Genomic DNA, 21625 nt, shown 5'->3' with positions numbered 1-21625 from the left:
CAGGTTCCTTATCGGTTTTGCAGGCGCTGACGAATCCGCTCCTGAATGGTTTCGCTGACATGGTTGCTGAGCTGGATGCTGGCCAGCAGGGCTGGCAGGTCTTCTTCCAGATTCAGGTTCAGATGGATCGGGCGGCCTTGCTCGACCGCCGGATTCTTGCCTTCCAGTCTTACATTGAACAACAGTTTACCCGAAGGTTCGTAATCCAGCTTGCTGCTGAGCACATTGAAGTGGAAATCATCCAGTGCTTCGGCGACCAGTTGCATGCCCGGGTTGGCCCTGCCCAGCGAGCGGATCTGTTCGGACTGGAAGCGGAGCGTACCCGGCTGGCGTGCCTGTAGCTGTCCCTGCTCGACAAAGACGCCCTGTGAGTTGATCAACAAGGGCAGGCTGCCGTCAATCGTGGCCTGGCCGTAGAGTCCTTCGGTCGGGTACAGGGCCAAAGCGTCCTGCAACTGGATGCCGGCCAGCTGCAGTTGCAAGCGGTTATCGGCATCCAGACGGATGCGATTGGCTTTGACGCTGAATTCGCCTCCCAGCAGGCTTCCCCTGATGCTGCTCCAGCTGGCGCTGCCCTGCAGCAAATGATCCAGATGCCCGCTGTAGCTGCCATCCAGTACCGTCAGCTGCCGGACGGGCACGCCCGGATCAAGCTCGCCCACCACCAGCCGGGGCATGTCCAGACGCAGCTGCCCGCCCTGGTCAAGACGGAAAAACGCGGTAAAATCCAGCCCGCCCATTTCGCTGCGATTGACAATGCCGCCCAGGCCGTTGCCATTGAGCTGGCCGGTGACCTGCAATGGTTTGCGGGCCGGCAGACTGATGCTGGCCTGTCCGCCCAGGCGACCATTGTCGAACTCCACCAGTGCCGGCCAGTCGGGCAGGGTTTTTTGTAGCGGATTGCCGGCCCGCAAGAAAACATCAGTCAGCGTCACCTGTCCGCCCAGGTCGTTACCCTGCAGTAGCCAGTTACTGTTCAGCTGCAGGCCGTCGGCGTTGCTGACGGCAGCAGTGGCTTGCAGATCTGACAGGTGGCCGGATAGCGTGCCGGTCGCATTCCAGCCCTGTGCGCGCAGCAGGGGGTGTTGTAATTGCCCGGCGGCGGCATGATAGTCAGCTTCAAGACTGATATTGCCTCCTGTCTGCCACTCACCGTCCAGTTGCAGGCGGGCAAGGGTCAAGCTCACCTGCTGCAGGCGGGTTTGCGGGTCGGCATCCAGCTGGTTGACGGTCAGGGTGGCCGGCTGTGACAGCTGCAGGCCGAAACCCCGCTCATCGGCTGTGGCCGTAAAATGCAGTTGGGTTTGCAGATGCTCCAGAGGAACGCCGGCCAGCTCAAGCCGGGGCAATTCCAGATGCAGGCGGGCCTGCTCAAGCGTTCCGCGCCAGCCGGAGTCGTGATGCAGGTTCAAAATGCCTGACAGCTGTGCCTGTGACCGGCCCAGGCTGTGAATGTCGAGCGATAATGATTGCAAGGCATCCGGTGCTGATTCGCTGTCGGGCCGGGTCAGGGTGCGTATGCGCAGCTGCTCGGGTTGCAGTTCGGGCGGGATGCCGTCAAGCCACTGCGGGTTCAGCCGGGTCAGTTCGAAATCAAGCTCAAGCCGGGCGGGTTGCCACAGGGGGCGACCGGCATCAGTCTGTACCCGGAGCGAGCCGCCAATGCGGCCCACACCGGCAATATCGGCTTCCAGGCTGTCTATGGATAGCTGTTGCGGCAACCAGGGGGCCAGTGCGGCCAGTCCGTTATCGCCATCGGTTGCTGTTGTATCGTTCTGCTTGGGCAGGACGGCGGCCAGCTTAAGCTCGCCGATGCTGAGCGACTGCAGCGGATACCCTGCCCAACGCCAGTCCAGTTGCACATCGGACGCCTGCAGTGACTGCCCTTCATGCTCCAGCTGCAGCTGGCGCAATTCAAGACCATGCAGGCCCCAGCGTGCACCTTGCCAATGCAGGCTGATGCCTTGTTGCTGCAGCACCTGGGGCAGCAGGACTGGAAGCCATGCCAGCAGGGCAGTGACCAGCAGCGCCAGCAACAGCAACAGGCGCAGCAGTGTGCCCGCCCGGCTTGGGCGTGTAGCGCGCACGGGCGGCGTATTGCTCATTGACCGGTTTCCTTGCAGATAAAAACATGGATGCATCATGTTAACCCGAACAGTGGCCGGATAGCGCTTTGCTGCGCCCGGCCTGTAAAAAAACGGCCAGTCAGGGTAATCTTGCAGCGTTTCTGGATAAATGGAATAAAAACACGCATGGCTGTCTCCACTCCCGTACTGATTACGTTCACCATATACATATCGGCCATGGTGCTGATCGGCTTCGTTGCCTGGCGGGCAACGAAAAACTTCTCGGACTATATTCTTGGCGGACGCAGCCTGGGCAGCTGGGTTACCGCGCTGTCGGCCGGTGCCTCCGACATGAGCGGCTGGCTGCTGATGGGTCTGCCCGGCGCGGTGTATCTGTCCGGTCTGTCGGAAAGCTGGATTGCCATTGGCCTGGTCACCGGTGCCTACCTGAACTGGCTACTGGTGGCAGGACGCCTGCGTGTGCACACCGAACTCAACAACAACGCCCTGACCCTGCCGGACTACTTTACCCACAGGTTCGAAGACTCCAGTCGCATCCTGCGCATCATGTCGGCGGCCGTGATCTTGGTGTTTTTCACCATTTATTGTGCGTCAGGCATGGTGGCCGGTGCGCGCCTGTTCGAAAGTACCTTCGGTCTCGACTATGACACGGCCCTGTGGCTGGGAGCGGCGGCAACGGTAATTTATGTGTTCATTGGCGGCTTTCTTGCCGTCAGCTGGACCGATACCGTACAGGCCAGCCTGATGATTTTTGCCCTGCTGGTCACGCCACTGTTTGTGGTGCTGGCGCTGGGTGACCTGCCAGCGACCCTGGCTACCATCGAGCAGGTGCGCCCGCAGGGCTTCAACATGTTTGAGGGGCTGTCCTTCATCGCCCTGATTTCCCTGTTTGGCTGGGGGCTGGGCTACTTCGGACAGCCGCACATTCTGGTGCGTTTCATGGCCGCCCGCTCAGTGCAGAGTATTCCTGCGGCGCGCCGCATTGGTATCACCTGGATGATCCTGACGCTGGGTGGCGCGGTTGCCGTCGGCTTTTTCGGCATAGCCTGGTTTGCCGACAACCCGGAGCAGGCCGGCGCGGTGACGCAGAACAGCGAACGGGTGTTCATGGAACTGGCCAAGATCCTGTTCAATCCCTGGGTGGCCGGTGTGGTGCTGGCGGCGGTACTGGCCGCCGTCATGAGTACATTGAGCTGCCAGTTGCTGGTCAGTGCCAGCGCCATGACTGAAGACCTGTATAAAGCCTTTTTGCGCAAGAACGCTTCGCAAAAGGAACTGGTCTGGATCGGCCGGCTGATGGTGCTGGTGATTGCGCTGGTGGCGGTGGTGATTGCTGCCAACCCCGAGAGCAAGGTGCTGGGGCTGGTGGCTTACGCCTGGGCCGGCTTTGGTGCTGCTTTCGGGCCGGTGGTGCTGCTGTCGGTGACCTGGTCGCGCATGACCCGCAACGGTGCACTGGCCGGATGCTGGCGGGAGCGGTAACCGTGGTGGTGTGGAAGGAGTTCATCGGCCTTGGCCTGTATGAAATCATTCCCGGCTTTGCACTGTCGGCGCTGGCCATTGTGCTGGTGAGCCTGTTTGACAGGGCACCATCAGACAGCATGGCCGCACGTTTTGCCAAGGCGGAGCAGGCGTATGCAGATGCCCGTGATGGCTGCTGAGTAACGGGCGGGAGGCGAAGGTGTTCAGCGAATCCGTGGTTTATGGCTGCATCCGCGACTGGCCGATGCAGGACTTCGAGCGTCAGCAGGCCCGCAGCCGACATAATGGCGGGGTGCTGGGCGAGCTCCCGCACAGCGAAACCTGGGCGCTGCTGAACCGGGAGATGTTTTCCGTCAGTCCGTCACTGGACCAGCTGTCACCGACCAGCCAGGTGATCCATTTTGCCGCCACGTACCGCTCGGTGGAATATGAGTGGGACTGCTGGGTGAAACAGTTTGAAGGCTTGCTCAAGCGCCTGTACTGGTCGACTGCTGTGGTCCATCTGGAGGCGGAGAGCCATGGCTCGCACCGCTTCAGCTGGCAGTCCGAGTCATTCGAGCTGCTGACACCGGAAGAGCAGTTGCGTATCCGCTGTGTCTGGGAGCGGGAAAGCGGCCTGAACCTGTAGGTTGCGCGGGTCTGTGGTACCGGCTTCAGCCCGGCGATACATGCAAAATACCCGGCAAATGCCGGGTATTTTGTTGGGTGGGTGCAGCGTTTTTATTGCAGGGTTTCTGCCTGGCCGGCAGCTTTGCGGGCTGCCAGCCACTGCTCGTGGCCAATGGCTGCCTGCTCACCATTGAGCTGGTGCACGATTTCGAAATAATCCTGCCGGGAGGGATGCCCGATGACGGTGGCAAGGTCGTTGACCTTGATTACATATACCGTCTGTACATTCTGGTGGTCGAAGGAGCGCCATTGGGACGGGCCCTTGAGCAGGCTGTAGCTATGATTTTCCAGTGCTTTCTGCACGGCACCGGTAGCAAAGCTCCTGCTGCGCTCAACCGCATCGGCCCATTGGTAGATGACGGTGTAGGCCGAAGCCGACGCGCTGGAAGGGTAGTGTTCGTATTTTTTCTTGTAGTGCTCGATAAAGTCACGGCCGGCTTGCGAGTTTTCCTGTTCGGGTACGCGCCAGAGCCAGTGTTCGGCACCTATGGTGCCTACCGAAATGCTTGGACCGATCTGCTCCAGCACGGTCTGGGTCAGGTTGGGCACCACGATCTGCTTGCTGCGGTTCAGGCCCATGCTGTCGGCGATACGCATGGCACGCACCAGCTCGTTGCCATACAGCACCAGCACCAGCACATCGGCATCACTGGCGGCGGCCTGTTCCAGCGCGGAGACGTGGTCGACCCGGCGGGCATTGGGGAAAGGCACCGTCACGCCCGGGTGCACATTGCTGTCCAGGGTGTCGGTGTGTTCACGCAAGGACGATTCGGATGTATGGCCCCAGTTGTAGTCTGCCGTGATGTAAAAATATTTTTTGTCGGGGAAGTGCCGGGTCAGGTACTGGCCCAGAGCACGACCGGTCATGGTGGCGCTGGTACTTTCGCGGAAGATATGGCGATGGCCCTTTTCCGTGGTCACGTCATTGGAGTAACCGATGGTGGCAAAGTACAGGCGGTCATGCTGTTTGGCCTGTTCCCCGGCAGCAATGGCTTCGGCACTGGAGACGCTGCCGAAAAACATGGTGGCTCCTTCGGCTGCCATGCTGTCGATATTGGCGCGGGCCTTTTCCGGACGGGCTGCGCTGTCACGATGGGTCAGTGCCAGTGGTCGGCCGAGCACGCCACCACGCGCGTTGATTTGCTCGACAGCCAGCAGGGCGGCCCGCATCTGCGCCAAGCCCTCTTCCTTGTAGTGTCCGGTGCGCGGGTAGCTGAGACCGATGACAACCGGCTCCGCAGGCTCGGCTGCAGCGACAGGTGGCAGAATGGCGAAGGTCCACAGCGCCAGAACGGTCAGTAGATGTTTCAAGTGATACTCCTTTTACAAAATGCCCGATGGTCCGGCGGTATTGCCAGCGTCATGTACAGTGCTATTGCAGGGTCTCCGGCTGGCCGGCCACCCTGCGGGCGCTGCGCCACTCATCGGGGCTGATGACGGCATCCTCACCATCGAGTTGATGCACGATCTGGAAATAGTCCTGTTTGGACGGGTGCTGGATCACCGTGGAACGGTCGTTGACCTTGACCACATAGACCCGCTGAACATTCTGGTGATCAAGCCCGCGCCACTGGGCAGGGCCCTTGAGCAGGCTGTAAGTGTGGTTTTCTAGCGCCTTGGTCACGGCTGCAGTGTTCAGCGTCTGGCTGCGCCTGACCGCATCGGCCCACTGGTGGATGACAGTATAGGCCGAAGCTGCCGCGCTGGGCGGATATATGCCGTACTTCTGATTGAAGTTGTCCACAAAGGCCATGCCGGTCTTGGAGTTTTCCCGCTCCGGAACACGCCACAGCCAGTGCTCGGCACCAATGGCACCAACCATGATGCTGGAACCGGTCTGCTCGATGACGGACTGGGTCAGGTTGGGCGCGACGATCTGTTTGTCGCGGCTCAGGCCCATGTTGTCGGCCGTACGTATCGCACGCACCAGGTCGTGGCCGTACAGTACCAGTACCAGGACGTCGGCATCACTGGCATCGGCCTGTTGCAGGGCGGTGCTGTAGTCGGACTGTTTGGCCGTCGGGAAGGGAATGGTCACGCCCGGGTGCAGTGCCCGGTCGGTGGTGTGGGTATTGCTGCGCAGAGAGTCTTCCGAGGTGTGCCCCCAGTTGTAGTCCGCCGTGATGTAAAAATACTTCTTGTCGGGGAAATGCTGCGTCAGGTATTGCCCCAGGGCGCGGCCGGTCATGGTGGCGCTGGTACTTTCGCGGAAGATATGGCGATGGCCTTTCTCTGTGGTGACATCATTGGAGTAGCCGATGGTGGCAAAGTACAGGCGGTCATGAGTCTTGGCCTGCTCGCCGGCGGCGATGGCTTCCGCGCTGGAGACGCTGCCAAACAGCATGACGGCGCCTTCGGCGACCATGCTGTCAACGTTGCGGCGGGCCTTTTCCGGCCGGGCGGCGCTGTCGCGGTTGACCAGCCGCAGCGGTTTGCCAAGTACGCCACCATCGCGATTGATTTCGTCAATGGCCAGCAGGGCGCCGCGCATCTGTGCCAGGCCTTCTTCGCGGTAGTGGCCGGTGCGGGGGTAGCTCAGGCCGATAAGGATGGAGTCGTCAGGTTCGGCGGTAGCCAGGGAAGGGAGAACCGCAGTCCAGAATGCCATGGCGATCAGTAAGCGCGTCAAGGTAGGCTCCTTATTGTTGCCCTGTTTTTGTTGTTGGCTGAATGTGCAGGGTTTGGCAGGAAATTGTAACTCGCCCTTAGTCGAAAATCGCCTGTATTCTGACGCTCGACATTTGACAGTTAAAGTTGCCCTTAAGACTGATGGCGCAGGTGTCGAGTGTCGAGTGTCGGGATGGCGGATCAGGACGGTTTGCGCGCCAGAACCACCGCCCGGCGGGGAGCCGGCAAGCCTTCTACCGTACGACTGTGGTCGGCCGGGTCGAGGAAAGACTCCAGTGATTGCCACTGCATCCAGTCGGTGCTGCGCTGTTCGGCAACGGTGGTGATGCTTTCATCGACGCAGCGCACGTCACGAAAGCCGGCGCGGCGCAGCCACAGCATCAGTGCCGGTACCGATGGCAAAAACCAGACGTTGCGCATTTGCGCGTAACGGTCTTCGGGCACCAGCACCTGTTGCTCGTCTCCCTCGACGACCAGTGTTTCCAGCACCAGCTCGCCACCGGGCAGCAGGCAGTCTTTCAGTGCCAGCAGGTGGTCGATGGGTGATTTGCGGTGATAGAGCACACCCATGGAAAAAACCGTGTCAAAACCTTCCAGTTTTGGCGGCAGGTCTTCCAGGGCGAAAGGTAGATGCCAGGCCGGCGCATGTGGCAGGAATTTCTTGACGGCATGAAACTGGCAGAAGAACAGCCAGTTGGGGTCAACCCCGACCACTGTTTTGGCGCCACTGCCGAGCATGCGCCACATGTAGTAGCCGTTGCCGCAACCTACATCCAGGATGCGCTTGCCCTCCAGTTGCAGGTGCGGTGCCACCCGCTCCCACTTCCAGTCCGAACGCCACTCGGTATCGACATGCAGGCCGAACAGGTGGAATGGCCCCTTGCGCCACGGATGCAGGCCGCGCAGGGCTGCCGTCAGCTGTTCGCGTTCGGCATCGCTGCAAGGGCCGTCCAGCTGCAGCCTGTGAAGCAGTTCGTGCTGCTCCAGCGGCAACGGCGGGATCGCCTGTACCGCATTCATCCAGCGTGGCAGGTCGCCATGACCGGTGTCAAAGTGCTGGTTGAACTGGTCCTGTACCGAGCGCGCCCAGGCTTTCAACGGGGTGCGGTCCAGGTGACGGGCAAAGGAGGTGAAGTCGATCATGGCAGGGCAATCAGCGAGGCGAAGTTGATGCACTGGAACCACAGGTGGACACGGCCAAAACCGGCATCCTGCAAGCGTTGGCGGTGCTCTTCCAGGCTGTCGGGCAGCATCACTTTCTCGATGGCGCGGCGTTTTTGGGCAATTTCCAGCTCGCTGTAACCATTGGCACGCTTAAAGGCCAGGTGCAGTTCATTGAGCAGCTGGTGTTCCGTTTCATCGGCAAAGCGCAGCTTCTCCGACAGGATCAGCGCGCCGCCGGGCAACAGTTGCTGGCGGATACGGGTCAACAACTCAAGACGCTGGCCGGGAGCGATGAACTGCAGGGTGAAATTGAGCGCGACCACCGAGCAGGGCTGCAGTTGCAATTGCAGAATGTCGGCCTCGATTACCTCGGCCGGCAGCAGCTCCTGGTGCATGGCATCCTGCGCCTGCAGGTACTCGCGACAGCGCTCAACCATGGCTGCCGAGTTGTCCACTGCAACAATGCGGCAGCCATGCTGACGTACATGGCGGCGCATGGCCTGGGTGACGGCACCGAGCGAGCAGCCCAGGTCGTAGATCAGGCTGTCGGGCCTGGCAAATTGTGCGGCCAGCACGCCGCTGTTTTCCACAATCGCCGGGTAACCGGGCACCGAACGCTTGATCATGTCCGGAAAGACACGGACAACATCCTCGTTGAAAACGAAATCGGGAACCTGATGCAGCGGGGTATCAAACAGGGTATCGCGGGGCGGTTGCATGGCCATATACAGCAAAGTTGAAAAAGGGGCGCATTATGCCACAACAGTGCTCCGGGCACACTGGCCGGGAAGGGTATCGTCATGCTTACGGCCTTTGGTCTATGGCGCTGGATGTGTCTTGCCATTAAACTGCTGCGTCTATCCTTGGTCTGCCCGAGCAAGGCAGGCATTTTGGCAAACGCACGTCTGGACGTGTGTTTTTTTGCCTGCGGGTGACCTGGTGGTCTAATGTAGGGCTGTGAGTCAGCCCCGGCGAGCAGAAATCGGAAAAAACACAATGATCGGTATTCGCAGCATTGCAAGTTACATCCCCGAAGGGCGGATCGACAATATTGCCCAGGCACAGAAATTCGGGCGTGACGAGGACTTTGTCAATGCCAAACTCGGCACCACAACCCTCTCGGTCAAGGCGGATCACGAAGAAACCTCTGATCTGGCGGTCAAGGCGGTTGAGCGCTTGCTGGACAACAATGCGCAACTGAAACGCGAGGACATCCAGGCGCTGATCGTGGTCACGCAAAACGGCGATGCCGAACAGTTGCCGCATACCTCGGCGATTGTCCAGCACAAACTTGGCCTGCCGACCACAGCGGCCTGTTTTGACGTGTCCCTGGGTTGTTCGGGCTATGTGTATGGTTTGTATGTGGCCAAAGGCTTCATGCAGGCCACCGGTCTGAAAAATGCCGTACTGGTTACCGCCGACCCCTATTCCAAGATCATGGACCGCGAAGACCGCATGACCACCTTGCTGTTTGGCGATGCGGCTACCGCCACCTGGATGACCAGCGACCAGCCACAATGGTTGCTGGGAGCCAGTGCCTTTGGTGGTGACGGTGGCGGTGCCGAATATCTGGTGGTGCGTGACGGCCATTTCCACATGAACGGCCGGCAGGTATTCAACTTTGCCAGCCTGAAGATCATCCCGCACATGCAGGAAGTGCTCGACGAGGCCGGCCTGACCTTTGACGACGTGCAGGCGATCTGCCTGCATCAGGGCAGTGGTGCCATTGTCGACGCGATTGCCAAGCGGCTGGGCGACGAGCATGGCAACAAGGTGATCAGGGACATGTTTGGTGCCGGCAATACGGTGTCTTCATCCATTCCCATGCTGCTGGAACACTACGCCAGCAATCCGGAATGGAAAAACGTGCTGATCAGCGGCTTTGGCGTCGGCCTGTCCTGGGGTTCGGCATTATTGCAACGCAAGGCTTGAAGTATTCCGGAGCGTCCCCATTAACCGGATAAGCGGAAGGGATGAATCGACAGTGCGTTGCAAAGCTGTTATCATCCCGCTCCAACCACAGGTACAACCCTGTCGGGGCCGATTAGGATTCGACGCCGGTTGCAAAACTTGAGGGGCATGCCGAGTTGGTAACAGAACTCGTAAATCCACTGTTGCACACTGATAGTTGCCAACGACGACAACTACGCTCTGGCGGCTTAAGCCCGCCAGCTGTCCTTAGGGGATGCCTGTAAACCCGAATTCAGGACAGTCAGATAGAACAGGATCGCCGCCAAGCACGCTGCGGGCGTAACGGCTAAAACTTACGCAGCTCGCTCCAAACACCCTGTCACTCGGGCGGTGAGGAGTTAACCTAATAGAGATGACTACGCATGTAGAACCGATAGCGGAGTGCTGGCGGACGGGGGTTCAAATCCCCCCGGCTCCACCAACAAGCAAAGTTAAGCCCCTGATTATGCTAGACATTTTCAGGGGTTTTTCTTTTCTCGGGTAGAAGTGTCGGAAAAGTGTCGAAAGAATTTAACGGGTTTATGCTGACAGCATTCCGAAAGTGGACAGGCGTCAGGTGGGCGTAACAGATGACGGCCAGGGCCGACGAGTACCGGGTGGCCGTGGCCGTTCCGGATTGCAGCAAGACGATCGTCAGAATCAAGACCGGAAATGGTCAGCGAGACAGGAGTAGCAAGCATGGGTGAAGCCATGACTGCACAGTGGCATGTGGTTCTGACCCGGCCCCGCCAGGAGCTGCGGGCGGCACGAAACCTGTCGGGTCAGGGGGGCGAGGTATTCTTGCCCATGCTGCGGGCGGAGCGCATAGTGCGCGGCAAGCGCTGCCTGGTGGATGAGGTGTTGTTTCCGGGTTACCTGTTTCTCAAAACGGGGATGGCCGGCGGATTATATGGGAGAGTACGTTCGACCTATGGCGTGCGCGGGTTTCTGCGCTTTGCCGAGCAGCCGGTGGTGGTTGCTGATGCGATTGTTGAGGATATCCGGCGACGCATTATCGTGCCGCAGACGGCAGAGGTGCTGCAGAAGGGAGACAGGGTGCAGCTGACCGACGGGCCGTTCAGGGATTACGAGGCGATATTTCAGGGATACAGTGGCGAGGAGAGGGCAGTGGTGCTGGTCCGGCTGCTGGGGCAGCAAAACAGGCTGGTGATTGATCTTGAGCAGCTGTGCAAGGCTTGAGGCCATGCGGTGGCGGTATTTTTTGTCTGTCAGGCAGGGCGGCATAATGTCACAGTTCGCCATTTTTGTAATGAACAGGAGTAGGATTTCCGTGCCCGGCAGACGCGGCGAGTCTTCTGTGGTCAGGGTTGCGCAACTACCTGAGCAAGATGATACAGGCGGGCAAGAGCTGCGATGATGCGGAATTGTTAGAGCCAAAAAGGTGAATGTATGAACGTTAAAATGCTGTCTGTGTGCATGCTGGGAATGGTGCTGGCCGGTCCGGCGCTGGCTGATGCAGCCATGCCCGGGGTTGCCGAACCTTATCTTAAGAGTTTTCAGGGTGCCTGGGAAAAATCGTCAGAAGGTGATTTGCCAGTGTATGAGTGCACTCACATTGCCGGCCTTGCAGCGAAGAATGTGGCTGAAAAGGCGACGGCAGCGGCTGCGCGTCAGGCATACAAGGCGTGCTATGTGGATGCGGCCCTGCGCTATTCGGAGGCGTTTTTCAAGTTGCACAGCAATGCGGTGATTACCGATGATGGCAAGCCGCTGGGTTGCCAGATGTACTCCCGGTACATCAAGGGCCATGTGGTTGCTCTTGAATCCTACCTGGACAAGATCGGTTTCACGGCTGCCGAGCTGAATGCGGAGATTGGCCAGAAGCTGGATACGGTGTCCGCTTCCTGCGAGGTTGACCTCAACTCCTGAACGGGCATATAAGCCTGCCGGTATTTTCCTGCTCCTGTACAGGAGCGGACTTGCTCGCGGTTCGTGTGCGCAGCACGGGCCGTGGATGAGCCCGCTCCCGCAGGTCATTCTGCACGTCCTGTGCGGTCAGCGGGTCAGCCCAGCAACAGGGCGTCGTCGCTGATTTTCTCGCCACGTACCTTTTCAAACATGTGCAGCAGATCGGTGATCTGCATGCCTTTGCGTTGTTCTCCACTGACGTCCAACACCACCTGGCCCTGATGCAGCATGACGGTGCGGTCACCGACATCCAGCGCCTGGCGCATGCTGTGGGTGACCATCATGGTGGTCAGTTGTTTTTCTGCCACGATGCGTTCTGTCAGTTCCAGTACGAAGTCGGCGGTACGCGGGTCGAGGGCGGCCGTGTGTTCGTCCAGCAGCAGGATGCGGGATGGCTGCAGGGCGGCCATGAGCAGACTGACAGCCTGGCGCTGGCCGCCGGAGAGCAGGCCGATGCGGTCGGACAGGCGGTTTTCCAGTCCCAGTCCGAGTCGGGCCAGCTGCTCGCGGTAGATGCTGCGCTGGTTGCTCTTGACGGCCCAGCCGAGCCCGCGGGATGCGCCGCGACGCTGGGCCAGCGCCATGTTTTCCTCGATGGTCAGGTCTTCACAGGTTCCGGCCATCGGGTCCTGGAATACGCGGGCAACGCGGGCGGCCCGGGTCCAGACGGGAAGGCGGGTCACGTCGCAGTCGTCAATCAGGATCTGGCCGCTGTCTACCGGCAGATCACCGGATACTGCGTTGAGAAAGGTCGATTTTCCGGCACCGTTGGTGCCGATCACGGTGACGAACTGGCCGGTCGGGATTTCTAGCGAGAGTCCTTGCAGGGCGCGGGTTTCAATCGGCGTGCCGGGATTGAAGGTGATTTTCAGGTCACTGGCTTTGAGCATGTCAGATACTCCGGCGACGCGCCAGGCGCTGCTTGAACAGGGGGATGACCAGGGCGATGGTCACCAGAACCGCTGTTACCAGGTTCAGGTCCTGGGCTTCCAGACCGATGAAGTCGCTGTTGAGCGCCAGGGCGATAAAGAAGCGATACACCACTGCGCCAAGGATGACGGCGAGGGTAAGCATGAAGATCTTGCGTGAGGGCAGGATGCTTTCGCCGACGATGACGGCAGCCAGGCCGATCACGATGGTGCCGATGCCCATGGAAATGTCCGCACCGCCCTGGGTCTGGGCAAAGAGTGCGCCAGCCAGCCCGACCAGGCCGTTGGAGATGGCCATGCCGAGAATGATCATGGCTCCGGTGTTGACGCCTTGCGCACGTGCCATGCGCGGGTTGGAGCCGGTGGCGCGGATGGCCAGCCCCTGGCGGGTGGCAAAGTAGGCATCCAGCGCGAGCTTGGCCAGAATGACCACCGCGATCATGATCAGTGGGCGACCGATGTAGTCGGCAAACCAGTCCGGCTGCAGTACGGAAAAGACGGTCGGCTCCATGATCAGGGGGATATTGGGCCGGCCCATGATGCGCAGGTTGACCGAGTACAGGGCAATCATCATCAGGATGCTGGCCAACAGGTCCATGATTTTCAGGTAGACATTGAGCAGTGCGGTGACGACGCCGGCCAGGGCTCCGGCCAGCATGGCCAGCAGGGTGGCCAGAAAAGGGTCCATGCCGCCGGCGATGCAGACGGCACCGATGGCGCCACCAAGCGGAAAGCTGCCATCGACAGTGAGGTCGGGAAAGCGCAGCAGGCGAAACGAAATGAAGACACCGAGGGCGACCAGGCTAAAAATCAGGCCAATTTCAAGGGCGCCAAAAAAGGAGAACCAGGACATGCAGACTCGGATTGTTGGTAGGTTGGGAAGAAATCAAACGCGGGATTATACCTGCATGGCAGAGCAAAGGGGTAGGACGTAATCAAGAATCGTGATTGCGGGTGGCATTTGCCACCATTGCCGGTTGTGGCCGGCAATGGTGGTGCGATGCGTTCTTCCTGTCGGGAGGACAGTGTTCCTAGCGGATGATTTCCGTAGCGCGCAACAGCAGGTCTTCGGTCAGCAGCACACCCTGTTTTTCAGCGGCAGTCACGTTGATGAACAGCTGCAGGTTGTCGCTGGTCTGTGGTGCGATGCTGCCGGGTGCCTCGCCTTCGAGGATGCGCACGACAATGCGTCCGGTCTGTACGCCGAGGTCGCGGTAGTCGACACCGAGAGCGGCGATGGCGCCACGTTTGACGCTGTCGGTATCGGAGGCAATCAGCGGGGTTTTGGTGTCATTGCCGACCTTGGCCATGGCTTCATAGGCGGAAACCACGTTGTTGTCGGTGTTGGTGTAGATGACGTCAACCTTGCCGGCCAGGCTCAGGGCGGCGTTGCGTACGTCAACGGTGCGTGGTGCGGCGGCTTCGACCAGCTCCAGGCCGTGTTCGGGCAGCAGCTTCTTGAAGGCTTCGACCACGGCAACCGAGTTGGCCTCACCGGGGTTGTAGACCATGCCGACTTTCTTCACCTCGGGAACGATTTCCTTGATCAGGTCGATCTGCTTGTCCAGCTCCAGCACATCAGAGACGCCGGTGACGTTGGTGCCGCTGGCTTCCCAGCTTGGTGTCAGCTGTGCCTGGACCGGATCGGTGACCGCGGTGAACACGATGGGAATCTGCTTGGTGCCGGCTGCCAGCGCCTGGGCAGTCGGGGTGGCGATACCGACCAGCACGTCGGCTTTGTCACCGATGAACTTGCGGGCGATCTGGGCGGCGGTGCCGGTGTTGCCCTGGGCGCTCTGGTATTGCCACTTCAGGTTCTCACCCTGCTTGTAGCCGGCCTCGTTGAGGGCGTCAAGAATGCCATCACGGGCGGCATCCAGCGCGGGGTGCTCGACGATGGCGGTGACGGCTACGGATTTTACGCTGTCTTTGGCCATTGCCACTTGGGTACTCATGGCCAGGGCCAGGGCGCTCAGGGTAAGTACGGCAGATTTTGGAAGCTTCAACATGGATATTCTCCTGCTAGGGACAGTTTGTTGTTTTTCTCGGCTTTGGGCCGGCCTACAGGCTGGCCATTTTGCTACGTTGCTCGGTTAGTTGCTCCAGCGCGTGTTCGTAGTCGGCCTGCTTGGCGCGTTCCTTTGCAATCACGTCGGCCGGAGCCTTGGCGACAAAGCCCTGGTTCGACAGCTTGCCGGACACGCGCTTGATCTCGCCCTGCAGGCGGGCGATTTCCTTATCCAGTCGCGCCAGCTCGGCAGTGGTGTCAATCAGGCCGGCCATCGGCACCAGCACCTGCAAATCGCCAACCAGCGCGGTGGCGGACATGGGGGCTTCCTGGCCGGCACCCAGGGTACTGATGGATTCCAGGCGGGCCAGTTTGGCCAGGGTGGTTTCGTTGACCTGCAAGCGGCGACGGTCTTCGGCACTGCTGTTGGCCAGATACAGCGGAATGGGCTTGCCCGGGCCGATGTTCATTTCGGCGCGGATGTTGCGCACGGCCAGCATCACGCTCTTCAGCCATTCAATGTCGCCTTCGGCCTGGGCATCCAGCTTGTCGCCTTCGCTGGCCGGGTAGGGCTGCAGCATGATGGTTGATCCGGTTTTGCCGGCCAGTGGTGCGATCCGCTGCCAGATCTCTTCGGTGATGAAGGGCATGAACGGATGCGCCAGGCGCAGCGCAGCTTCCAGTACACGCACCAGCGTGCGGCGGGTGCCACGGGTGCGTTCGGCGGGCGCTTCTTCGTCCCACAGCACCGGCTTGGACAGCTCCAGATACCAGTCGCAATACTGGTTCCAGATGAATTCATAGAGAGCGTTGGCAGCCAGATCGAAGCGGAACTGGTCCAGTTGACGGGCCACTTCCTGCTCGGTACGTTGCAGCTGGGAGATGATCCAGCGATCGGCCACGGTCAGCTCCACGCTCTGGTCGTCACCCAGGCCGACATCTTTACCTTCACACTGCATCAGCACGTAACGGGCGGCGTTCCAGATCTTGTTGCAGAAATTGCGGTAGCCCTCGACGCGGCCCATGTCGAATTTGATGTCGCGGCCGGTGGAGGCCAGCGAACAGAAGGTGAAGCGCAGGGCATCGGTGCCGTAGCTGGCGATGCCGTCGGCAAATTCGTCACGGGTTTGTTGTTCGATTTTGGCCGCCAGCTGTGGCTGCATCATGCCGCTGGTGCGCTTTTGTACCAGCGATTCCAGGTCGATACCGTCGATGATGTCCAGCGGGTCCAGTACGTTGCCCTTGGATTTGGACATCTTGTGACCCTGGCTGTCGCGCACCAGACCATGCACATAGACAGTCTTGAACGGGATCTGCGGCGTGCCGTCTTCGTTTTTGACCAGGTGCATGGTCAGCATGATCATGCGTGCCACCCAGAAGAAGATGATGTCGAAGCCGGTGACCAGCACATCGGTCGGGTGGAAGGTCTTGAGGAATTCGGTTTGCTCCGGCCAGCCCAGGGTGGAGAAGGTCCACAGCCCGGAACTGAACCAGGTGTCCAGCACGTCATCATCCTGACGCAGCACTACATTGGCCGCCAGTTTGTGCTGTTCACGCACTTCGGCTTCGTTGCGGCCGACATAGACCTTGCCGGACTCGTCATACCAGGCCGGGATGCGGTGACCCCACCACAGCTGACGCGAGATGCACCAGTCCTGGATGTCGCGCATCCAGCTGAAATACATGTTTTCGTACTGCTTGGGCACGAACTGGATGCGGCCGTCTTCCACGGCGGCAATCGCCGGCTCGGCCAGCGCCTTGGTGGATACGTACCACTGGTCGGTCAGCCATGGCTCGATGACGGCACCGGAGCGGTCGCCACGCGGGGTTTTCAGGGCGTGCGGCTCGATCTTTTCCAGCAGGTTCAGCGCCTTGAGGTCGTCGACGATCTTGTTGCGGGCATCGAAGCGGTCCAGACCGGCGTATTGCGCGGGCAGGCTGGAATCCAGCTCGGCGTTGTGGCTGCCGTCGCTGTTGAATACCTGGGCGCTGGCCAGGATGGCGGCATCCTGGTCGAGCACGTTGATCATCGGCAGCTGGTGACGCTTGCCGACTTCGTAGTCGTTGAAGTCGTGGGCCGGGGTGATCTTCACGCAGCCGGTACCAAATTCGGGGTCGCAGTAGTCATCGCCGACGATCGGGATGCGGCGGCCGACCAGTGGCAGTTCGATGAATTTACCGATCAGTGCCTTGTAGCGTTCGTCATCCGGGTGCACGGCAACCGCGGTATCGCCGAGCATGGTTTCCGGGCGGGTGGTGGCGACCACCAGATAATTCTTGCCGTTGGCGGTGGTGGCACCGTCAGCCAGCGGGTAGCGCAGGTTCCACAGGCTGCCCTGCTCGTCATGGTTTTCCACTTCCAGATCGGAAATGGCGGTATGGAATTTCGGGTCCCAGTTGACCAGGCGTTTGCCACGATAGATCAGGCCGTCGTTGTACAGGCGGACAAAGGCTTCCTTGACCGCTTCGGAGAGGCCGGCATCCATGGTAAAGCGCTCGCGGCTCCAGTCCACCGAGCTGCCCAGGCGGCGAATCTGGCGGGTGATGGTGCCGCCGGATTGCTCCTTCCATTGCCAGACCTTGTCCAGAAAGGCCTCACGACCGAGGTCGTGACGGGTCTGGCCGAGGGCTTCCAGCTGGCGCTCGACCACCATCTGGGTGGCGATGCCGGCGTGGTCGGTGCCAGGTTGCCACAGTGTATTGCGGCCCTGCATGCGGCGGTAACGGATCAGCGCATCCATGATGGTGTTGTTGAAGCCGTGCCCCATGTGCAGGCTGCCGGTGACGTTGGGCGGCGGGATCATGATGGTGTAAGGATCGCCGGAACCCTGGGGAGAAAAATAGAGGTTGCTTTCCCAGTTTTGGTACCAGGTGGCTTCAATGGCGTGCGGCTGATAGGTTTTATCCATGATCTTGCAGAAATTCCCGATAACAAAGGGCTTGAAGAAAGCGTGGCATTATAGCGCGAAATGCCGGCAAGCCAAAGGCGGGCCGGGGCTTTGCTGTTGCTGTTGATTTGTTGATGCATTATCCCCGGTGCCGTGGCGGTCTTTGTGCGGATTTTGTGCGAATGAATTCGCACCTACAGGTGGGGCGGACGGGACCGTGCAGGACGTGCTTTGTGTAGGTCCGAATTTATTCGGACAGCTGTTGATCGTGCTATGGACTGTCAGTCCCGAACTGACTTGGGTGTCCCCATGCTTTTCTGGGCGTTCTGTGATATAAAGGCGCCACTTTTTCGTAATGAAAACGTTCTCAGGGCGGGGTGCAAGTCCCCACCGGCGGTGATGCCTGGTTTGTATCAATGATGCATGACAGGACAAGCCCGCGAGCGCTTGTGCCCCCGGGTACAAGGTCAGCAGATCCGGTTTGACTCCGGAGCCGACGGTCATAGTCCGGATGAGAGAGGGCGGAATCTTGCAGGCGGCGCTCTGTCGTGTGCAAAGCAGTGCCTGTTGATGGGCACTTCCTTCCTGTTTTACCCCTGAACAAGCAAACCTTTATTGCGCTCTGCGCATGGGAGAAGCCATGTTTACAGGAATCATCGAAGCCGTTGGCAGCATCCGCAGCCTCACCCCGAAAGGCGGTGACGTACGGGTGCAGGTGGCCACCGGCAAACTGGATCTGACTGATGTCAAACTGGGCGACAGCATTGCCGTCAACGGTATCTGCCTGACGGCGGTAGAGCTGCCCGGCGACGGCTTTTGTGCCGATGTCAGCCGTGAAACCCTGGCCCGTACCGGCTTTGTCAATCTGCGAGAAGGCAGCAGGGTCAATCTGGAAAAGGCCCTGCTGCCGACCACCCGTCTTGGCGGGCATCTGGTCAGCGGTCATGTTGATGGCGTGGGCGAGGTGCTCAGCCGCAGTGACAGCGCCCGCGCGGTGATTTTCAGGATCCGCGCGCCGAAAGAGCTGGCACGCTACATCGCCATGAAAGGCTCGATCACTGTCGACGGTACCAGCCTGACGGTCAATGCGGTTAGCGGCAGCGAGTTCGAGCTGACCATAGTGCCGCACACCTTGCAGGAAACCATCATGGATACCTATCAGGCCGGCACGCTGGTGAATCTGGAAATCGACCTGATCGCCCGTTATCTGGAGCGTCTGCTGTTGGGTGACAAGGCCGCCGAGCCCGAAACCGGCATTACCGAGGCATTTCTGGCCGAACACGGCTTCCGTTGACAGGAATTGAACTGCAAGCGCCTGATGCCGACGGTATCCGGGGCTTGCCAGAGGAGTACATAGTTGTGGCTTTAGACAATATTGCAGACATCATCGAGGACATGCGTCAGGGCAAGATGGTCATCCTGATGGATGACGAAGACCGCGAAAACGAGGGCGACATCATCATTGCCGCCGAGGCCTGCACCGCTGAACACATCAACTTCATGGCCAAGCATGCCCGTGGCCTGATCTGCATGCCGATGACCGACGAGCGCTGCGACCGCCTCGGCCTGCCGCTGATGGCGCAACACAATGGCTCGGGCTTTGGCACCAAGTTCACCATTTCCATCGAGGCGGCAGTGGGCGTCACCACCGGCATCTCGGCTGCCGACCGTGCCCGCACCGTGCAGGCTGCTGCCGCCAGGGATGCCGTGGCCGAGGACATTGTCAGCCCGGGTCACATCTTTCCGCTGCGCGCCCAGCCCGGTGGCGTGCTGGCCCGTGCCGGCCACACCGAAGCCGCCTGCGATCTGGCACGCCTGGCCGGTTTCGAGCCTGCCGGCGTGATCTGCGAAATCATGAATGACGACGGCACCATGGCCCGACGTCCCGAGCTGGAAGTTTTTGCCCAGGAGCATGGCCTGAAGATCGGCACCATTGCCGACCTGATCCACTACCGCATGATTCACGAGCGCACCATCGAGCGTGTTTCCGAGCAGGAGCTGGACTCGGAGCTGGGCCAGTTCAAGCTGGTGACCTACCGGGACCGTAACGAAGGTGATGTGCACATGGCGCTGACACTGGGCGAGATCTCGCCGGAGGAGCCGACGCTGGTGCGGGTACACAATATGGATCCGTTGCGTGACCTGTTCATGGTCAAGCGCCCGGGCCTGTGGAGCCTGCAGGCTGCCATGGCTGCAGTGGCCAAAGCTGGTAGCGGCGTGGTGCTGCTGCTGGCCAACCAGATGACCGGCTCCAGCCTGCTTGAACACCTGGACCGCCAGCTTGGCGAGAAGGCCAAGGGCAATGCCAATGCCGGCACCTACAGCACCGTGGGCGCGGGCTCGCAGATCCTGCGGGATCTGGGTGTGCGCAAGATGCGCCTGCTGAGCAAGCCAATGCGTTTCAACGCCATCTCCGGCTTCGATCTCGAGGTGGTAGAATACCTGCAACCGCAGGATTGATTTTTTTGGCTTTGGTGTAGAAGTGTCCGGTTGTCTCCTGTACCGCAAAGACGCCGTGAATACATCCATGTAGGCTCCGTGCGGCCATCCTTGGCCGCACAGGCTTTGCTTGCACAGGAGACACCCGGACACACAAACACCGTGCCGGCTGAGGGTAAGGAAGTAGTCTGAAAGATTGTGCGAAAAAACCGGCATCCATTGTTTGCTGGTGAATTGTGCAAATGCTTTTAAAGAGCGTTCAGACTGCTCGGAATTTCAGTAGCGACAGGGACAAGGTGGAGCAAGGCTTTGCCGCCAAGGCAGTTTTTTGCTCCTGCAAAAACTGCATTTCCGCCATCCATGGCGGTCAGATGGCGGCATGGAGCCTACAGGGATGTACTCGTGGCGACCTTGCGGAATCTTGTGCCTGACGCTACAAACACAAAATTTCAGCTTTAACGTTTTAACAGAACAGGAAATATAAAGATGCAAACATTTGAAGGTACTTTCGTTGCGCCGCAGGGCAAGTTCGCTCTGGTTGTTGGCCGTTTCAACAGTTTTGTGGTGGAAAGCCTGGTTTCCGGTGCCATCGATACCCTGGTACGTCACGGCATCAAGGAAAGCGATATCGCCGTGATCCGTGCACCGGGTGCGTTCGAGCTGCCACTGGTGGCCCAGCGCGTGGCCCGGCGTGAAGAGTTCGACGCCATCATCGCCCTGGGTGCGGTGATCCGTGGTGGCACGCCACACTTCGAGTACGTTGCCGGCGAGTGCACCAAGGGCCTGGCCCAGGTGTCCATGCAGTACGACGTACCTGTTGCCTTTGGCGTACTGACCGTGGACAGCATCGAACAGGCCATTGAGCGTTCCGGTACCAAGGCTGGCAACAAGGGTGCCGAAGCTGCCCTGTCCGCACTGGAAATGGTAAGTCTGCTGGCGCAGCTGGAGGCCAAGTGAGCCTTAACAACGACGATTACGGTGACAACCCGCCACCACGCGCCAAGGGCAAGATTGCCAAGCGCCGCGTGGCGCGGACCCTGCTGATGCAGGCCGTCTACCAGTGGCAGCTGGCCGGGCAGAACCTGAACGAGATTGAAGCGCAGTTCCAGGTGGACAATGACTTCTCTGGCGTTGATGGCGAGTACTTCAGTGAAGGCCTGCGTGCCATTGCCCACCAGGTCAGCGAACTGGACGAGCTGTTTGCCGGTTTTCTTGACCGCGGCGTCAGCGATCTGGACCCGGTTGAGCTGGCCATTTTGCGCCTTGCCGCCTGGGAGTTCAGCCAGCGCATTGACGTGCCCTACCGCGTGGTGCTGAACGAAGGCATCGAGCTGGCCAAGACCTTTGGCGCAACTGACGGCCACAAATACGTCAACGGTGTCCTCGACAAGCTGGCCAGCCAGCTGCGCAGCGCGGAAATCAACGAGTTCAGGAAGGGCTGATCCGGGTTGC

The 21625-nt window shown here is 59.9% G+C and carries 17 protein-coding genes, 1 other RNA gene, 1 pseudogene and 1 riboswitch; of the genes and pseudogenes, 10 read left to right on the top strand and 9 right to left on the bottom strand.

Annotated elements, in window-relative coordinates; genetic code table 11:
- Positions 1-8: 8 nt before the first annotated feature.
- Positions 9-2105, bottom strand: coding sequence for an intermembrane phospholipid transport protein YdbH family protein (locus tag AR306_RS11110; protein WP_166627878.1), 2097 nt, complete (start codon positions 2103-2105; stop codon positions 9-11).
- Between the two features lie 147 nt (positions 2106-2252).
- On the opposite strand from AR306_RS11110, the pseudogene putP reads away from it, so the two are divergent.
- Together putP and AR306_RS11100 are read left to right on the top strand one after the other, a co-directional pair.
- A pseudogene (putP, locus tag AR306_RS11105) lies at positions 2253-3748 on the top strand (sodium/proline symporter PutP).
- A gap of 20 nt (positions 3749-3768) precedes the next feature.
- Positions 3769-4197 carry a hypothetical protein gene (locus AR306_RS11100; protein WP_101497626.1) on the top strand — a complete coding sequence of 143 codons (429 nt, stop codon included), beginning with the start codon at positions 3769-3771 and terminating at the stop codon, positions 4195-4197.
- A gap of 92 nt (positions 4198-4289) precedes the next feature.
- Here the strand turns inward: AR306_RS11100 and AR306_RS11095 are convergent, their stop codons facing one another.
- The 4 genes from AR306_RS11095 to cmoA form a co-directional block, all read right to left on the bottom strand.
- Positions 4290-5549 (bottom strand): ABC transporter substrate-binding protein, encoded by a 1260-nt coding sequence (locus AR306_RS11095; RefSeq protein ID WP_101497625.1) that lies wholly within the window; start codon positions 5547-5549, stop codon positions 4290-4292.
- 61 nt (positions 5550-5610) lie between these two features.
- Positions 5611-6867, bottom strand: coding sequence for an ABC transporter substrate-binding protein (locus tag AR306_RS11090; RefSeq protein WP_338066598.1), 1257 nt, complete (start codon positions 6865-6867; stop codon positions 5611-5613).
- Between the two features lie 179 nt (positions 6868-7046).
- Entirely contained in the window at positions 7047-8009 is a 963-nt protein-coding gene (cmoB, locus tag AR306_RS11085; protein ID WP_101497623.1) for a tRNA 5-methoxyuridine(34)/uridine 5-oxyacetic acid(34) synthase CmoB, read from the bottom strand.
- Entirely contained in the window at positions 8006-8755 is a 750-nt protein-coding gene (gene cmoA, locus AR306_RS11080) for a carboxy-S-adenosyl-L-methionine synthase CmoA (RefSeq protein WP_101498011.1), read from the bottom strand. Before cmoA ends, cmoB begins: the two co-directional genes overlap by 4 nt.
- Before the next feature lie 271 nt (positions 8756-9026).
- Here cmoA and AR306_RS11075 point away from each other — a divergent pair, with 271 nt between their 5' ends.
- The 4 genes from AR306_RS11075 (at position 9027) to AR306_RS11060 (ending at position 11870) form a co-directional block, all read left to right on the top strand.
- On the top strand, positions 9027-9962 hold the full coding sequence (locus AR306_RS11075; RefSeq protein WP_101497622.1) for a ketoacyl-ACP synthase III: 936 nt from the start codon (positions 9027-9029) through the stop codon (positions 9960-9962).
- 104 nt (positions 9963-10066) lie between these two features.
- Positions 10067-10422, top strand: a transfer-messenger RNA (tmRNA) gene (gene ssrA / locus AR306_RS11070).
- A gap of 257 nt (positions 10423-10679) precedes the next feature.
- Positions 10680-11180, top strand: a complete 501-nt coding sequence (locus tag AR306_RS11065; protein ID WP_166627879.1) for a transcription termination/antitermination NusG family protein — start codon at positions 10680-10682, stop codon at positions 11178-11180.
- A gap of 210 nt (positions 11181-11390) precedes the next feature.
- A complete protein-coding gene (locus AR306_RS11060) occupies positions 11391-11870 on the top strand; it encodes a hypothetical protein (RefSeq protein WP_101497620.1) in 480 nt (159 codons plus the stop codon).
- A gap of 134 nt (positions 11871-12004) precedes the next feature.
- Here AR306_RS11060 and AR306_RS11055 read toward each other — a convergent pair whose 3' ends face one another.
- The 4 genes from AR306_RS11055 to AR306_RS11040 all read right to left on the bottom strand — a co-directional run bounded on the left by AR306_RS11055 (position 12005) and on the right by AR306_RS11040 (position 17755).
- Positions 12005-12799 carry an ABC transporter ATP-binding protein gene (locus tag AR306_RS11055; protein WP_101497619.1) on the bottom strand — a complete coding sequence of 265 codons (795 nt, stop codon included), beginning with the start codon at positions 12797-12799 and terminating at the stop codon, positions 12005-12007.
- A 1-nt stretch (position 12800) separates the two neighbouring features.
- Positions 12801-13691, bottom strand: a complete 891-nt coding sequence (locus AR306_RS11050) for an ABC transporter permease (protein ID WP_101497618.1) — start codon at positions 13689-13691, stop codon at positions 12801-12803.
- Positions 13692-13869: 178 nt separating this feature from the next.
- Positions 13870-14847, bottom strand: a complete 978-nt coding sequence (locus tag AR306_RS11045) for an ABC transporter substrate-binding protein (RefSeq protein ID WP_101497617.1) — start codon at positions 14845-14847, stop codon at positions 13870-13872.
- 52 nt (positions 14848-14899) lie between these two features.
- Entirely contained in the window at positions 14900-17755 is a 2856-nt protein-coding gene (locus AR306_RS11040; RefSeq protein ID WP_101497616.1) for a valine--tRNA ligase, read from the bottom strand.
- Between the two features lie 338 nt (positions 17756-18093).
- Positions 18094-18261, top strand: a riboswitch (FMN riboswitch).
- A 113-nt stretch (positions 18262-18374) separates the two neighbouring features.
- On the opposite strand from AR306_RS11040, the gene AR306_RS11035 reads away from it, so the two are divergent.
- The 4 genes from AR306_RS11035 to nusB all read left to right on the top strand — a co-directional run bounded on the left by AR306_RS11035 (position 18375) and on the right by nusB (position 21615).
- Positions 18375-19028 (top strand): riboflavin synthase, encoded by a 654-nt coding sequence (locus tag AR306_RS11035; protein WP_101498010.1) that lies wholly within the window; start codon positions 18375-18377, stop codon positions 19026-19028.
- 101 nt (positions 19029-19129) lie between these two features.
- A complete protein-coding gene (gene ribBA, locus AR306_RS11030; RefSeq protein WP_407071214.1) occupies positions 19130-20194 on the top strand; it encodes a bifunctional 3,4-dihydroxy-2-butanone-4-phosphate synthase/GTP cyclohydrolase II in 1065 nt (354 codons plus the stop codon).
- Between the two features lie 465 nt (positions 20195-20659).
- The gene (gene ribH, locus AR306_RS11025; RefSeq protein WP_407071210.1) at positions 20660-21130 is read left to right on the top strand and encodes a 6,7-dimethyl-8-ribityllumazine synthase; all 471 of its coding nucleotides are present in this window, start codon (positions 20660-20662) and stop codon (positions 21128-21130) included.
- On the top strand, positions 21127-21615 hold the full coding sequence (gene nusB / locus AR306_RS11020) for a transcription antitermination factor NusB (RefSeq protein ID WP_101497613.1): 489 nt from the start codon (positions 21127-21129) through the stop codon (positions 21613-21615). The genes ribH and nusB overlap by 4 nt, the downstream gene beginning before the upstream one ends.
- Positions 21616-21625: the final 10 nt, after the last annotated feature.

This window comes from Thiopseudomonas denitrificans (assembly GCF_002866065.1).
In the GTDB taxonomy this organism is placed as follows: domain Bacteria; phylum Pseudomonadota; class Gammaproteobacteria; order Pseudomonadales; family Pseudomonadaceae; genus Thiopseudomonas; species Thiopseudomonas denitrificans.
Note: the sequence above shows the minus strand (reverse complement) of the source record. Positions and strands in the feature narration are given on the sequence as shown.

What these genes read in the sequence shown, in the direction of transcription:
- AR306_RS11055 (WP_101497619.1), bottom strand. Translation starts at nt 12,799, where the DNA reads ATGCTCAAAGCCAGTGACCTGAAAATCACCTTCAATCCCGGCACGCCG.
- ribH (WP_407071210.1), top strand. Translation starts at nt 20,660, where the DNA reads ATGCAAACATTTGAAGGTACTTTCGTTGCGCCGCAGGGCAAGTTCGCT.
- ribBA (WP_407071214.1), top strand. Translation starts at nt 19,130, where the DNA reads ATGCGTCAGGGCAAGATGGTCATCCTGATGGATGACGAAGACCGCGAA.
- AR306_RS11110 (WP_166627878.1), bottom strand. Translation starts at nt 2,105, where the DNA reads ATGAGCAATACGCCGCCCGTGCGCGCTACACGCCCAAGCCGGGCGGGC.
- AR306_RS11035 (WP_101498010.1), top strand. Translation starts at nt 18,375, where the DNA reads ATGTTTACAGGAATCATCGAAGCCGTTGGCAGCATCCGCAGCCTCACC.
- cmoB (WP_101497623.1), bottom strand. Translation starts at nt 8,009, where the DNA reads ATGATCGACTTCACCTCCTTTGCCCGTCACCTGGACCGCACCCCGTTG.
- AR306_RS11065 (WP_166627879.1), top strand. Translation starts at nt 10,680, where the DNA reads ATGGGTGAAGCCATGACTGCACAGTGGCATGTGGTTCTGACCCGGCCC.
- cmoA (WP_101498011.1), bottom strand. Translation starts at nt 8,755, where the DNA reads ATGGCCATGCAACCGCCCCGCGATACCCTGTTTGATACCCCGCTGCAT.
- AR306_RS11050 (WP_101497618.1), bottom strand. Translation starts at nt 13,691, where the DNA reads ATGTCCTGGTTCTCCTTTTTTGGCGCCCTTGAAATTGGCCTGATTTTT.
- AR306_RS11040 (WP_101497616.1), bottom strand. Translation starts at nt 17,755, where the DNA reads ATGGATAAAACCTATCAGCCGCACGCCATTGAAGCCACCTGGTACCAA.
- AR306_RS11060 (WP_101497620.1), top strand. Translation starts at nt 11,391, where the DNA reads ATGAACGTTAAAATGCTGTCTGTGTGCATGCTGGGAATGGTGCTGGCC.
- AR306_RS11045 (WP_101497617.1), bottom strand. Translation starts at nt 14,847, where the DNA reads ATGTTGAAGCTTCCAAAATCTGCCGTACTTACCCTGAGCGCCCTGGCC.
- AR306_RS11075 (WP_101497622.1), top strand. Translation starts at nt 9,027, where the DNA reads ATGATCGGTATTCGCAGCATTGCAAGTTACATCCCCGAAGGGCGGATC.